At 47.4% G+C, this 14037-nt stretch carries 15 protein-coding genes and 1 tRNA gene; 6 read left to right on the top strand and 10 right to left on the bottom strand.

Features of this window, described 5'->3' with window-relative positions:
• Nucleotides 1–6: 6 nt before the first annotated feature.
• From EJQ19_RS09175 to EJQ19_RS09165, 3 genes are all read right to left on the bottom strand, one after another.
• Nucleotides 7–1830 carry an ABC transporter substrate-binding protein gene (locus EJQ19_RS09175; RefSeq protein WP_126140911.1) on the bottom strand — a complete coding sequence of 608 codons (1824 nt, stop codon included), beginning with the start codon at nt 1828–1830 and terminating at the stop codon, nt 7–9.
• Between the two features lie 241 nt (nt 1831–2071).
• Nucleotides 2072–2587, bottom strand: coding sequence for a VanZ family protein (locus tag EJQ19_RS09170; protein WP_126140910.1), 516 nt, complete (start codon nt 2585–2587; stop codon nt 2072–2074).
• A gap of 14 nt (nt 2588–2601) precedes the next feature.
• Nucleotides 2602–2889 (bottom strand): hypothetical protein, encoded by a 288-nt coding sequence (locus tag EJQ19_RS09165; protein WP_126140909.1) that lies wholly within the window; start codon nt 2887–2889, stop codon nt 2602–2604.
• Between the two features lie 145 nt (nt 2890–3034).
• On the opposite strand from EJQ19_RS09165, the gene EJQ19_RS09160 reads away from it, so the two are divergent.
• A tRNA-Ala gene (locus EJQ19_RS09160) sits at nt 3035–3107 on the top strand.
• Nucleotides 3108–3414: 307 nt separating this feature from the next.
• Nucleotides 3415–4482 (top strand): alpha/beta fold hydrolase, encoded by a 1068-nt coding sequence (locus EJQ19_RS09155; protein ID WP_126140908.1) that lies wholly within the window; start codon nt 3415–3417, stop codon nt 4480–4482.
• A 64-nt stretch (nt 4483–4546) separates the two neighbouring features.
• On the opposite strand, the gene EJQ19_RS09150 is transcribed toward EJQ19_RS09155, so the two are convergent.
• Nucleotides 4547–4948, bottom strand: a complete 402-nt coding sequence (locus EJQ19_RS09150; protein WP_126140907.1) for a VOC family protein — start codon at nt 4946–4948, stop codon at nt 4547–4549.
• Between the two features lie 113 nt (nt 4949–5061).
• Here EJQ19_RS09150 and EJQ19_RS09145 point away from each other — a divergent pair, with 113 nt between their 5' ends.
• Together EJQ19_RS09145 and EJQ19_RS09140 are read left to right on the top strand one after the other, a co-directional pair.
• Complete coding sequence (locus EJQ19_RS09145; protein ID WP_126140906.1) at nt 5062–5889, top strand: glycoside hydrolase family 16 protein; 828 nt, start codon at nt 5062–5064, stop codon at nt 5887–5889.
• Nucleotides 5890–5915: 26 nt separating this feature from the next.
• Nucleotides 5916–6485: an SF0329 family protein gene (locus tag EJQ19_RS09140; RefSeq protein WP_126140905.1), complete on the top strand. Its 570-nt coding sequence runs from the start codon at nt 5916–5918 to the stop codon at nt 6483–6485.
• 80 nt (nt 6486–6565) lie between these two features.
• Here the strand turns inward: EJQ19_RS09140 and EJQ19_RS09135 are convergent, their stop codons facing one another.
• Complete coding sequence (locus EJQ19_RS09135) at nt 6566–7549, bottom strand: toxin Cry1Ac domain D-VI-related protein (protein WP_126140904.1); 984 nt, start codon at nt 7547–7549, stop codon at nt 6566–6568.
• 219 nt (nt 7550–7768) lie between these two features.
• On the opposite strand from EJQ19_RS09135, the gene cysC reads away from it, so the two are divergent.
• Nucleotides 7769–8365, top strand: coding sequence for an adenylyl-sulfate kinase (gene cysC, locus EJQ19_RS09130; RefSeq protein WP_126140903.1), 597 nt, complete (start codon nt 7769–7771; stop codon nt 8363–8365).
• A 68-nt stretch (nt 8366–8433) separates the two neighbouring features.
• Nucleotides 8434–9744 (top strand): glycosyltransferase family 2 protein, encoded by a 1311-nt coding sequence (locus EJQ19_RS09125; protein ID WP_126140902.1) that lies wholly within the window; start codon nt 8434–8436, stop codon nt 9742–9744.
• Between the two features lie 18 nt (nt 9745–9762).
• Here the strand turns inward: EJQ19_RS09125 and EJQ19_RS09120 are convergent, their stop codons facing one another.
• From EJQ19_RS09120 to EJQ19_RS09095, 5 genes are all read right to left on the bottom strand, one after another.
• Nucleotides 9763–9966 (bottom strand): hypothetical protein, encoded by a 204-nt coding sequence (locus EJQ19_RS09120; protein ID WP_126140901.1) that lies wholly within the window; start codon nt 9964–9966, stop codon nt 9763–9765.
• A gap of 12 nt (nt 9967–9978) precedes the next feature.
• A complete protein-coding gene (locus EJQ19_RS09115) occupies nt 9979–10374 on the bottom strand; it encodes a hypothetical protein (protein ID WP_126140900.1) in 396 nt (131 codons plus the stop codon).
• A 55-nt stretch (nt 10375–10429) separates the two neighbouring features.
• Nucleotides 10430–11086: a superantigen-like protein SSL4 gene (locus tag EJQ19_RS09110; protein ID WP_126140899.1), complete on the bottom strand. Its 657-nt coding sequence runs from the start codon at nt 11084–11086 to the stop codon at nt 10430–10432.
• Between the two features lie 118 nt (nt 11087–11204).
• The gene (locus tag EJQ19_RS32475) at nt 11205–12959 is read right to left on the bottom strand and encodes a glycosyltransferase (RefSeq protein ID WP_241242807.1); all 1755 of its coding nucleotides are present in this window, start codon (nt 12957–12959) and stop codon (nt 11205–11207) included.
• Nucleotides 12960–12983: 24 nt separating this feature from the next.
• Nucleotides 12984–14015: a glycosyltransferase family 4 protein gene (locus EJQ19_RS09095; protein ID WP_164716415.1), complete on the bottom strand. Its 1032-nt coding sequence runs from the start codon at nt 14013–14015 to the stop codon at nt 12984–12986.
• Nucleotides 14016–14037: the final 22 nt, after the last annotated feature.

The following is a 14037-nucleotide window of genomic DNA, read 5'->3' as shown; positions in this document are numbered from 1 at the left end:
TACATATCAGCTTGTCGGCATAAACCAAATTTTCCGAAAATCCACCCATCCCAAATCGTTAATGCTGAGCCCTTTGATCGAATCGTGGTACGTCGTTTGCTGCGAGCGGTGCAGGACAAAAAGGAACGATTTGTTCGCCTGAAGCTCCTCTACCAGCTCGTGCAGCAGCACAATGCGCTTTTCCTCGTCAGGGATTGCCATTATGCGGTCGATCGCCTCATCCACCCGCTTCTTCTCCGCTGGATCTAAATGTGCGCGCACGTAACTGTTCGCTTCTTTGAGCGTTTGGATGATATGCAAGTCATAATGGCTCTCCATACAAATGTGGTAAAAGATCATATCTGCTTCGTTCACCACGTCCAATTTCATCATCTCTTCTTCGCTGCGAACCACGATGTCGACGGGAATCCCTGCTTTGCCGCATTGCCGGCCGATCCATGCCGCATCCTCCGTGTTATTCCCATATACATACATCCGGAGTCGTTCTCCTTCGTAACCGATCTCAGCTAGCAACTGCTTCGCCCGTTCAACATCCGTCCGTAGGGCAGTCCCGAAACCCATGTTCCGATCAGGCAAAAAGCTTCTCGCCGGCGCCTCCCGAAAGCCGCCCAGCTCTTGAATCATCCCTTCCCGATCCAAAATCAGATCGATCGCTTGACGGAATGCCAATTGCCGCTGCAGCCCTGGCCGATTCTGATTAAAGGTGAGCAGACTGCAGCCCATAATCGACTGTTTGATCTGATGCCACTCCGCGTCTTTGCCGACGGCTCCGACAGGCTTCTGATTCGTATCCATATTGACCAGCACCTGCACGGGCTCCCAGCTTTGCTGCGCCTCGGATAACTCCATGGGGAGCCGCCAGAGCTCAATTTGATCAATCTGCGGCCTGACGCCAAAATAGCTGTCGAATGCGCTCAGCTTACAGATGTAGTCGTCGTTGCGCTCCAGGCGGAACGGTCCTGTCCCGATCGGCATGCGCCCGAAAATGTCCACATGATCTTTGTAAATCTCCTCAGGGACAACCGCCATGGAGGAATGCGCCAATTGCTGCAAAAACAGCTCATTGGGCTGCTTCAGCTCAATGGTGAGCGCATACCGATTCAGCATTGTCAGGGACTCGATCCCTGCCGTCATCCAGCCTTGGCAAGCGGCTTCGCCCATTTTCTGCAAACGCTCCAGCGAGTACAGCACGTCCTGTGCCGTCATTTCCCGGCCATGATGAAACAGTACCCCTTTGCGTAAGTAAAACGTGTAATGCAGGCCATCCCTGCTAACTTGCCAATAATGCGCCAAATGGGGCTCGATCACTTTCTTTTGCGAGTTGTATTGCACTAATGTATCGAAGATTTGGTTCATCATATGAAAATCAAACGCATAGAAACACTGCGCCGGGTCCAGCGTCACGATCCATTTGTATACGGGAAAACGCAGTGTGTCCTTGAGTCTCGTCTCATGCTCTACCGTTTTATAGCCGAAAAAGCCGAACAACCACTCCACAAAGGAATCCTGCAATGCCTCTCCCTTGCCGAGTTGGTGGATCAGCTCGATCGATCCTTTATAGTCGCCGCTCCCGGCCAATTCCATCGCTTGCTTGGCAATCATATCTTCTGCGGATACGAGGAACGTCAGCTCCGACACATTGCCCCTCCCGCGTCCGGGTTTCCAGGAAATCCATTGCATCTCACACATTTTTTTCAGTACAAGCTTCACATTGCGTGTAGAACAATACAATCTGGCTGCGATTTCTTCCAGCGTAATGGCCTGCGGTTTGTGCTCGATGCCATGTTCAAATCCCGCTCTCAGCTCAAGAAAATGATTCAGTATTTGCATCGCTCAGCCTCCTGACTAAAAGGGGAAATCATTGAAGTGAATTATACACTTTTTGTTCCCCTTATTCTAGTTGTAAACTAAACACATCAGGAAATGAAAGGAAGTTGAGATCGCATGCAACCAACAGATCTTTATGTATCGGAAAAATTAATGGAGTGGCAGCAGCAGGATTTGGCGAGCACAGCCGCCGAGCACTGGAAATGGAAAGCCGTCCGCAAAAGAAAAGTATACGTCCTCTTAGCTAGCCTTTTCTTTTGGTTATAAGCCTTGTTTTGTGGCGCATGACAAGCCACACGATGACAACCGCCAGGAGAATGCCCACCGCATCCACCGCGACATCGATCGGGTGCCCCGTTCGATCTTTTACGAACGTCTGATGCCACTCATCCGTCGCCGCATAGACGATAGAGATTAGAAAGGAGGTGCCTAACGCCATGTTCAGTCTCATCGGCTTCGCCAGCCAGGCAATGGACCACAGCAGGGCCAGAAGCGCATATTCGCTGACATGCCCTGCTTTTCTTATGATAAATTCAATCGCGTTGATCGGATCCTGCCAGGAAATCCATTGGCCGTCATAATAAAAAGACAGATGAGGAAAATGTTGGAGCTGCTGCTCGGAGAGCTTGGATTCGAGGAAAGGCCGAAGGCTTTGCTGCTGGTACGTTTCCGCAGACTTCATATAAATAAACGCCATCCATAAGAGCGCGGCTGCCAGAAACACATAGAACACCGCTTTGGATCCGACTTTCTTCGTCATGTTCGTACCTCCATCTAGCTGTTCAATTTCTTGCGAATGCTGAACAGCGCGAAAAACTCAATCACCATCACATTCACCGCTGATACCCCATAGAACGCCATCCCGAACATCATTTGGAACTTGTCCGTCGTCACCGACTTCCACCAGAACGCCGCCGCCAACGTCAGTACAATATTCAAGGCTGTCGTCACCCAAAAGGAGAAGCCCAGCCGATTCGTTTTACGCATGAGGCCCACGCCCAATACGAACGGAACTACGAAAGCGATCCCCAAGAAAACCCAGTACCACACTGCATTTGACACCTTATCTTCACTCCTACGAAAACGATAGTTTATGTTACTAGGTTAGCATGAATCGGCGCCGGAAAACAACGTCTGCAAAAACAGACTTGACTTGTCTTCAAGCGTGCCTGTATAATACAAAAAGTCGGCATCACGACAACGATACGGGGCCTTAGCTCAGCTGGGAGAGCGCATCGCTGGCAGCGATGAGGTCAGGGGTTCGATCCCCCTAGGCTCCATACAAACTTAAACCACGATCCTTCGAGATCGTGGTTTTTTGTATGGATCATGGGGTGAGAACCCCTGGAGGGTTCGCCCGCGCGGACGGAGCCGTAGGCGAAGGAGCACGGCGTCTGAATCTACCGCTAAAAGTCCTCGTCGACTTCACTTCGTCAGCCATTAAATCAGGATTCGGACATCCCGCTAGGCTCCATATCGAGGCGGGTGAATATTTTGCTGCCGATATTCTGGAAGGATAACTGGCGCTGGAAGTAACAGGAATGATACAGTTTGTTTTGGATATACATTGGAAAGCGGGAAATTAATATGAGAATTTTAAAAATATGTAGACGTAGTTTGATGATCATTATTTTGATTATTGCTGTCAAAATGTTTATGCCCACATGGACGCCTCACATTAAAAGTGAGAATAGCATTAGCGAGCTTGGACAAGTAGAGCTCAATGGGGCAGGACACGAGGTCATGATCAGGGGAGCAGATCGGAACAATCCGATCATCATCTTTGTTCATGGCGGGCCAGGCTGCTCTGAGATTCCATACGTGAGAAAATACCAGAAAGAGCTGGAACGGAAATTTACTATTGTTCACTACGATCAACGCGGAAGCGGGAAATCTTATCATTTTTTTAATAATTATTCAAACTTGACCTCGGATTTGTTGGTGGAGGATTTGTTGGAATTAACCGATTACGTAACAAAGAAACTAAATCAAGATAAGGTTTTGCTGATTGGTCATTCGTTCGGAACGTATATTGGGATAAAGGCTGCGGCTAAGGCACCGGAAAAATATGATGCTTACGTTGGGATTGGACAAGTGGCTAATACGGTTCAGAGCGAATTAGATAGTTTGGTATACATTGTCGAACAGGCGAAACAAGCAGGGAATTGGGATGACGCGGAAAAATTAGATTCTCTCCAAAAGTCGATTGAACGAGGCGAGGATACTACACCCAGAAGTCTTGTTCGTAAGTACGGAGGAGCAGCTAGACTTATCAATGAAAACAAGGATTATTTTTTAGGATTTTTAGTTAGTCCTGAATACAATGGTCTGGATGCGATTCGTTATTTCAGAGGGGTTTCGGTTTCGCAGAATGTTTTGTTGGAAGAGGAGCGTAAAAATAATATTCCTCGCATCGTTGACCATTTGGATATTCCTGTCTACTTTGTTATGGGGGAATACGATTATATGACTTCATTGAAAGCGGCGAAAACATATTTTGAGGCAATAGAGGCGCCAGAAAAGCACTTCATTAGGTTTGAAAAGTCCGCTCACTATCCACAGTTCGAAGAAAAAGAACAATTCATGAAATGGATGAATCTAAATTTCGGCAATATCAATAACGTCAAATCTTTGCAGAGTCGTTTACAGCAGTGAAATTGCTAATAGTGCGAAAGCGCATCGCTGCCAGCGATGCGCTCAGGGCTCACCCCCGTACCAATCATGCAGGATTCACCGCAAAAATAGAATGAACATTTCCTTCCGGATCGCCGAAGAAGCCAGTCGTATGACCCCAAGGCTTGATTTGAGGAGCTGTCACGGCAATGGCTCCCTCCGAAACGAACTCATTGTACAAGGCGTATACTTGATCGGGTGAATCACATTGGAAGTTCAGCTCGAACGCTTGTCCTTTGCGACTTTCCGTAAAAGAAGTGTAGCCATTAGTATTGTCCGCCATTAATGATTTGGAGCAAATGGCCAATCTCACACCAGCATTGTTAAATTCAACATAATGTTCCTCTTCGATAACAATTTCAAATCCTAAGACTTCTTGATAAAACTGGGCCAATCGAGAAACATCATCAGCTAATAATGTAAGACCTTCCAGCTTGACTATTTTCATTGCTTACCACTCCTCCAGCCGTTTCCAATAATTATAGAACATTTGTTCCCTTTCCTTCAATAGGCATGATATAATATTTTAAAGAACAGATGGATGAGTTGGAGGCATGATCGATGAGCAGTTATGATTTTCCAAGAAACGATCTAGAAAAGGTTGGCTATAACTTAGTGTTTCATGATGATTTTGATACGGACGAACTCGACCGAACGAAGTGGCTGTCTTGCTATTTGCCTCAGTGGAGCAATCGAAAGCGTTCAGCAGCCAACTATACAATAAAAGATAGTCGACTCATTCTTCAAATAACGGAAGACCAACTACCGTGGTGCCCTGAATTCGACGGAGATGTGAAAGCAAGCAGCCTCCAAACCGGTGTTTTTTCTGGGCCCTTAGGTAGTAGGCATGGTCAGCACAGATTCTCAAATGACTGTCTTGTTCGAGAAGAACAACCCGTTATACAGTTATTTACTCCGCAGTATGGGTATTTTGAATTACGGGCAAAAGGTGTTGGGAACCCTAATAATGTTTGCGCGTTTTGGATGATCGGTTTTGAGGATCTTCCGAATCGATCTGGTGAAATCTGTCCATTTGAATTAAAGGGCTGGCATGTTGAAAATGGCACGTGTACGCTAGGCTTTGGCATCCATCCATTCGGCGATCCGATGTTGGAAGAAGAGTTTTTCGAAAAACCGTTTGATATCGATCCGACAAAATATCATATATATGCTGTCGATTGGACAGATCACGGCGTAGATTTTTATATCGATAACAAACTCATTCATCGTTCCAAGCAATCACCGCAATATCCGATGCAATTGATGCTGAACATTTATGAGATTCCCTCATCGAAAAGTGGTTCGAGTACTGCGCCCGTATATCCTAGTGAGTTTGAGATCGATTATATTCGTTGTTATGAGAAAATTGGTTTGAGAAATAGACAATAAGGGTTATTAAACAATAGGAGATTATCATGTCCTGGAGCAAGTTGAAGCAGCAATTGGAGGGCTTTCTCAGTCCTGCGTTACAAGGGAAAGTGGAATACCGTGCAACCGGCTATCGTTATTTACCCGATAAAGCAGGGATCTGCTATATCGCGGTGGATAAAAAAAATATACTGAATATGAGTGATGCGACCACTCTCATCAAATGGTATCAGTCGGAGCAAGAAATAAAAAATGACTCAAGTATCGACATTCCGATCAGCCCTCAACAAATCGAAGCTGTAAGAATGAATACGGAGGGGAAGATTCCGGAAGATCGTTTAATCGTAATTGCGCGAAGCCGAGTAATCTCCGATTTGGCCAAGGAGCTCTTAGCAGCACAAGCTTCCCTCAGCAAATCCAATTTTACGGCTGCTGCAACTAAATTTTTATCCTCATCGATTGAGGAGAGCCTGGAAAGCAAGGATATATTGTTGAATATTTTGGCATTAATGGACAGGCGAGTTGGAAGAAAGCGGATTGTAAGTATGTCCGAAAAAATCAAGCTAAAGCATCCGGCCGTGCAATATTTTTTTGAGCTACGGCTTCGTAAGGGTTAAAGACAATATTCTCAGTAATGATCTTCAATCAAAAAACAACCATCAAATGCGATGGTTGTTTTTACATGAGCCTATGTTTATTATTTTGAAATTTCTATAACCTTCACCACGTTTTCATTGGAGATCATATCTACCAAATCTGGAGATGCATAATACTTGCCATTATATTTAATGACGTCACCTGATGCCAAGTATTTCAACAATGTCGCTGGATCCCCTGTGTTATAGGGTACCCAACCTGTTAAATCCGGAGTGCCGTTAGATTTATTGGCGGATGCAGTAGATTGATTACTTTTTGCTTTATTTGCATCAGCTACAGCCTTTGCTTTTGCATCCGCCTCAGCCTTCGCTTTGGCTTCAGCAACAGCCTTTGCCTCAGCTTCCGCTTTGATTTTTGATTCTAAGAACGCATCCGTTGTTTGTATAGAGGTCAGCAAGCTTTCTTTTGCTTTGTCTTGTTTAATCTCGTTTACTTTTGCTTTTGCTTCATCAATTTCTGCACGAGTAATGTTCTCTTTTACCGTAGACTTTTCCGAAGATGTAAATAAACCTTCGACCAACTTAGTTGCAGTTGAAATTTTTTCCTTTTGTGCTTCGGCATCATTAAGTTTGACCATCATATCACTTACAAAAGCTGGCTTATCTGTCTTTAGCGCCTCTAACTGGTCTTTGAAAGGCTTTAGATCAGCCGATTCAACCAACGCACCATTTTTATCGAAAAGCTTTTCGATATTCTGTTTTAAGGCGAACATGTTCACCGCGGTATTCAGATCTAGAGATGCTTGCTTGAACAAAGCTGCAGCTTTTGCGGAAAGTCCTTCCTCACTCAGTTGAGCCACTACGTCTTGTGAGTTTTTTATCATCTCATTGTTGATCGAATCGGCAAGATTTAGTTTCTGGTTGTCCTTGTAAAGGGCGTTTACTTTTTCTTGAATGGTTGCAATGGTGGCTAACGCAGCCAGTTCTTTTTTGGCTTTATCATCTTTCACCTTCCAAACGATGATCCCCGTGATGCATGCGACTAGTAATAAAGATACAATTGCAATAACAGCAGTTTTTTTCATTTTCGACTCCTTAGTTATATTTACCTATTAAATTGTAAAATATCCCAGTAATTTTTTCAAGGTTTATCGAACCTTTTTAACAAAAATCGACAAACACAGAAAAAACGCACAAAATCTAGCACCTTTATCTACTAATCCAAGATCATAGGGAAATCTGACCAGAACCTCATATTCCTATCAAACATATAATGAACTAAAACAAGCTAAGGGGGAAACCTCTTGTCCAACAAACATATTAAGTGGCAGCCTTCCAAACTTTCTAAGCAGGAAAGGCAAGGGCTGAACGCGCACGGAAGCTGTGTGCTGTGGCTGACGGGGCTTTCCGCCTCAGGCAAATCCACGCTCGCCTATGAAGTGGAACGCATGCTATTTTCCCGAAATGTGCGTGCTTACGTACTGGACGGGGATAATCTTCGTCATGGCTTGAACAGCAACTTAGGATTTTCTCCCGAAGATCGCAGCGAGAATATTCGGAGAACGGCAGAAGCGGCTAAGCTCCTTGTCGAGGCGGGGATTATCGCCATCGTTGCCTTGATTTCGCCATACCGGGCCGATCGGGATCGAGCACGCGCCTTGTTCGCCCCCGGCGAATTCATCGAAATTTTTGTCGACTGCCCTCTGCAAATTTGCGAAGAACGCGATCCGAAAGGATTGTACCTGAAAGCCAGGACCGGCGCGATCGAGAGCTTTACCGGCGTTACAGCGCCTTACGAGGAGCCGCTTAAGCCGGAGTTGACGATTCCCTCCTCCAGGCAATCCCTGCAAGAATCCATCTCCCAGATCCAACGCTTTCTAATCGAGCATCAATTGATCTAACGCAGGCACCAGTCCCTCATCATTCGCATAGTATACCAATATCATTGTGGAGGGTGGGGGCTGGGTCTATGCTCGTGTTTGTATTCGAATCTTCCGATCTGGCCCGTGCCCATGCGACGAAAGCCAATCTTGCGTATGTCGCACCGGAATGGAACGTCCAATTCGTGGCGGCCGGAAATGCTGAAGCTTTGAATGAGCATCTGCGCGACTATGATCTTCCTTTTTGTATTACGCTGCAGGCTGGGGATTTGCTTCATGAATCGTTCCTCCCGGAGCTTGCCGAACGCCTCGAAGCGCTGCCTGAAGACAGTGCCGGCTTAATCTATGAACGCGGGAACCCCGAATTCCCTGACGCACCGCTCGTTTGGCGAACGCGCGCTGTACAATCGATGGGCTTCCCCTTTTTCCCTGCAAGCGATCGATTACCTTTTGATACCTACATGCTGCACGATGCAATGTTTGCACTGAGAACTCGCTGGACCTGGCAGTCCGTCTCCAGCTCATGGTGGAAGCCGCATATCCCCTATGTGCCGAAATGGCAGAAGAAGCAGGAAGAATGGGAATTAGTCAGACCGATTCTGGAGACTTCACTCTCCTCTAACGATTTGGTCGAGCCCCAGAAAAAAGCACAAACTTCACCCCAAATCAGTATTGCACTATGTACGTATAATAATGCGGATTATTTACTTTGGTCGGTTCGAAGCATTCTTGCGCAAACAGCCGACGATTGGGAGCTTATTCTTATTGATGATGCATCCACAGATCTCACGCAGACCAAATTAACAGACTTGCGGCAAGATCCACGCATTCGCATATTTACGAATCCCGTGAATCTTGGCAAGTCTCATTGCTTAAACCTTGCGCTGTCCGTCTGCCGGGCTCCATGGCTTGTGGAGCTTGACGCCGACGATTGGCTACCACCGGAGGGGGTCCGGGCTCTGCTTGACAGCGCGCAGCAGGCAGCACCGGAAACGTCGCTTCTCTATGGCGACTACTATGAGTGGACGGAACGAGCCCGCAAAGGGCTCATCTTCGGAGGAATCCGCAAAGCGCCGGCGACCATCGAGGCGAACGATTTGCTGCGCAGAGCCCTTCCTGTCGCTCCCCGCTGCTACCGCGTTGCGACGCTTCAGAAGATCGGCGGTTGGCTCGTGGACGCGCCTTACGAGGGTAGACTATATGAGGATTTTGAAATCATTATCCGGCTTTCCCAATCTTCCGCCTTTCGCTACGTTGCCCAACCACTCTACCATCGAAGGATTCGCGCATCGAGCATTACGCATCTGCATGCGGAGAAGTATGCCGATTGGATGAAATGGATGGCGCTTGGCGCCGCCAATCGTCAGGGGGACAGAGGAGACGTACCGCCGTCCTCCTGATCCTATCCCTTGATTTGCTTACGCAATGATACGCACAAATGCTATCTCTTCCTCTACGATCGTTACCGTCACCGGCGGGCTGTAATAGTACGTGTTGTTGATTTGTATTGTAAAAATACAACCATCTACTGACATTAATTGCCCCACAATCGGAGGATTCATTGCAAAATAAATTTCAACCGTTCGACCGATAAAACTCGCCAGTAAATCTGCGAATGACATGGTTTCTCCTCCTTATATCACCGTCTGGATACTGTGTGCCGGAATGAGGAGGATATCTCCTGACGGCTCTAGAAGCTCAACGACATCGGAACCGATAAGAAGTACCAACCCGCTTACAGTGCCCGCACTTGTCTGGATCGTTACCTGCGTGTTCAACCGCCCATCTAATGCAGCCAAAGGATGGCATCCGCCATCGTCTGCTGAACCGCGGATAAGAAAATAAGTTGTCACGTTCGAGTTCCCTTCGTAATCCCTAACATGGAATCCCGCTTCCATCAAGGACGCCAGAACCGGTGTCAGCTTGGCTCCAACTTCAAGTCCAGGGAACTCCATCGTCGCGTCATAACAGTTAATGACAGCGCAACGCGTAGCATAGCTGTTGCCAGCTATAATGACTACAATATCCATCTAGTATTGCCTCCTTCTAACCTTCTACAAGGTTGATGTCATGATTCAAGACTACCTACACCACTGGTTCAACAGGTAGGAAAGGTCTAAAGCCGATAAGGTGGCAAATCGAGTAAATGGCAACTTGACCCTCTGCATTCCCTGTTGTCGGACGCAAAGTCAATGTCGTTTCACCGACTCTCTCCACGATGCCAATTCGGTTAGCCGGAGATCCCCCTGAGTCACCGCTTGATGTGAACAATTCAACTTCATTCCCTCTGAACTCCAGAAGCATTTCTTTCAGCTCTTCGACACAATTGTCATCGGGAAATTCGACTTTCACCTTAACTTCCGCTTTAGGCGCTTCCACTTTGACATGAACATCAGGTGCAGGTGTCTCTACGTTAACGATAGGTGCAGGTGTTTCTACGTTGACGATAGGCGGAGGTGTTGTAACGTGGACATCCGGTGCAGGCGTTGTAACGTGCACTTCCGGTGCAGGCGTTGTAACGTGGACATCTGGCGGATTGGTTTGAACATTGACAGTTGGAGGAGGAGTGGTTACAAAAACATCGGGAGCTTTCTGCGGCTTGCAAATGACTTTAACCGTTCTTCTTATTCTTTTCTTCACAACTTTACAATGCTTTCTTTTGCCTCTCTTCTTTGGAAAGCAAACCTCTTTACAACTGACGCGAGTTTTCTTTACCTCGCAGCCTTTTCCTGAACGAGACATAGCGCACCTCCAAGTTTTTCCATTTCACCATTATAATTGGTTTAGACTACATAGCTATACTACTCATAGGGGTAGACCCTCGTCCTAGACGCTCACCTAAAAATATAAAACTGGGTTTCTATCGCGATGATCGGATCTCGTTAATAGCTTTTTCAAAGGCGTTTACACTGCGCTCCCACGTCCATTTCGCAGCCTCCGCTTCCCCTGCAGCAGCCAATCGGCGTCTAAGCTCCCCGTCTTCAATCAACCTGCCAACATCCGACGCCAAGCGATTCTCATACCGGTAAGACATCAAGCCGTTCTGCTCGTGACGGCAGTAATCCATATTGCCGCCGTTATACGTGGTAACAAGCGCAGCACCGCAGCGCATCGCCTCGAGTCCCGGCAGAGAAGCCGAATCATAGGTCGAGGAATTGACGAATATATCCGTTTCGTTGTAATGATAGGCCATAGCCCCATCATGACCAGGGGTCAAATACCGGAAGTTCGGATGGCTCGCTTTAATCTCCTGCAGCATAGGCGAACTCTGAAACTCCTCAGGTGGAGACATCAGCGAGATCCGTACATGCGGATATCGAGCTTGCACAAGCTCCAACTGCTGAATCAAATAGTCTTGCTCCCTGTGCCAGGAATAGCCGCCTTCCGGCCTGCGCAGAATGGCAGCAATTTGCAATTGCCCCTGTGCGCCTCGAATATGCATGTTTCTAAACGCCGCACCGACACCTACCGGCACAATGTGTGCCTGATGCCCGTGATTCAGCGCAATCAGCTGCTTCTGCCATTCGGAGAGCACCACAATATGCTTGGAAATATGGTAAGTCGGAAAGGAGATATGGTTCTCAGGCAAAAAGGAAGGTTCATAGCACAGGCTTAAGCGGACATGCACGCCTTTCCCGTTTAAGCTGGCTTGATGCGCGGAGGGGACAATCGTATAAAAGTTGGAAACAATGACGTCAGCTTTGGGATAATCGCTTTCTTGGACGGCATAAGGCTGTTTGGTGCGAATAATTTGAGCATTGACGCTGTAGCTCAAAGTGCCGGTCGGAGGCATCAAAACAATGACGTTATGCCCTTTGGCCGAAAGTCCGTTAACCATCTCTGCCAGCATGCGCTGAGCCCCGCCAATACTAAGTGTGATAATCGGGAAAGTGATAGTCAGTTTCTCTTTATTAATCAAAGCGTCCAGATCCCTCCGATAGGTAGACTGCACAAGATGAATTTCTTTGACGATTTCACTTTCATGCTTGCGCGTGCCCATTTCCTGATGAACTCGATAGCGGACGAGACTTTCGTCCAAATAGTGAAAATCAAAAATTTTCATCACTCGCATCCATAGGTCATAATCCTGCGTATATTTGCGGGACTCATTGAAATAGCCCACTTTTCGAAAAACACTCATGTGCAGCATAACCGTACAGCCGTTAATAATGCAGCCTTTTTGCATCGTTGAGAAAAATTCCAACTTCGTGGGGCAGCCGATGCCGGAAGGACCGCCAAAAATATGCCCCTGCTCATCCATATGCACATACGACGTATAGCTGACTTTAGCCCCTCTCTCCTGCATAAAAGCCAGTTGTCTCTCCACTTTACGCGGTTCGAACATGTCATCGGAGCTCAGCCAAGCAAAATAGTCGCCAGTGGCACGTTTGATGCCGGCATTCAGCGCACTGGCTGTACCGCCATTTCCTTTTTCAACATAACGGATTCGCCCCATGTATGGATCCAGCTTCTCCACATACTTGGTTGAGCCGTCATTGACAACGATGATCTCAATGTTGGGATACGTCTGTCCAAGTGCGCTTTCAATGGCTTTGTCGACATAAGCGCAGTTGTAGAAAGGAATGACAATAGAGACCTTCGCAGTTGTATTCATTCTTCGAACACCTCCTTTGGTAGGTTAACCCGCAGTGTGACGCTTCTTCACGATTTCCTCCAGGGCATTCACCATATTTCTTTCAAAAAGGGCTTTCGTTAATCGTGCCGCACTCACGCTGCCTCCTCGAGCAAGCTTATTTGCAAGCGGCGGATCCGATAAAATGGCGCATATGCCTTGGGCAAGCCCGCGGGCATCTTTCGGCGCTGTCACATAGGCGCTTTCCATATGCGCGCAAAAGTCCATAACACCGCCGGAATTCGTTGTCACGACAGGTGTGCCGCAAGCCATCGCCTCCAGCGGAGGCAGGGAGAATGCTTCGAACCACGAGGAAGCGACGAACACATCCGCCGTGCGATACAGCTTCGCCATCTCGAACTCATCTTTTGGATGGAAAATGCGTTCGGGAATATCAAGCTGACTCAGCGACATCCTGCCGTCCGGACAAATCAGATAGACGACATAGTCTCCTTGATATTCATTCTTGATAATTTCCATAGCTCCGAAGAAATCGCTGAAGCCTTTTAATGCGTAATCGTTCGCATCCCTTGCAATGTACAAGATCACTTTAGATGATGACTTGTCAGGGAGCGGTGCAATCTTTGGCCCGCGCGGACGGAACACTTGGGGGTCCACGCCAAGCGAAACGACGGTGCTGCGGCGGCCAGAGTGTTCATAAATTAATTGGTCCATCCAGTTGGAAATCGTGATGACCGGCACACCTTGGCAATACGTCCATAAAGCCGCTTGACGGTCGGGTGCCCAGAGCGGCTCGAATCCGAGGCTTAATCGAACCGTTTGCTCCGGCCAAGCTTCGAAAGCCGGTTGGAACGTCGTATAGAAATTCGTCAACACAATATCACCATAAGGGATATATGCCCTGTCCAATTTCGGAACAATCGTCAGCTTGCAGGGAATGTTGTACTTTACGGTGGCGGTTTGCGGAATGACAATCTCGACTTCATGCCCTTTGCTCGTCAGCGCACCGGCAATGTCAATCAATACTTTACAACCACCGCCAATATGAAGATCTGCAGCAAGGATTACGACTTTCATGTCCAACCTCCACTTCTGCCGG

This window comes from Paenibacillus whitsoniae, assembly GCF_003955665.1.
In the GTDB taxonomy this organism is placed as follows: domain Bacteria; phylum Bacillota; class Bacilli; order Paenibacillales; family NBRC-103111; genus Paenibacillus_E; species Paenibacillus_E whitsoniae.
Note: the sequence above shows the minus strand (reverse complement) of the source record. Positions and strands in the feature narration are given on the sequence as shown.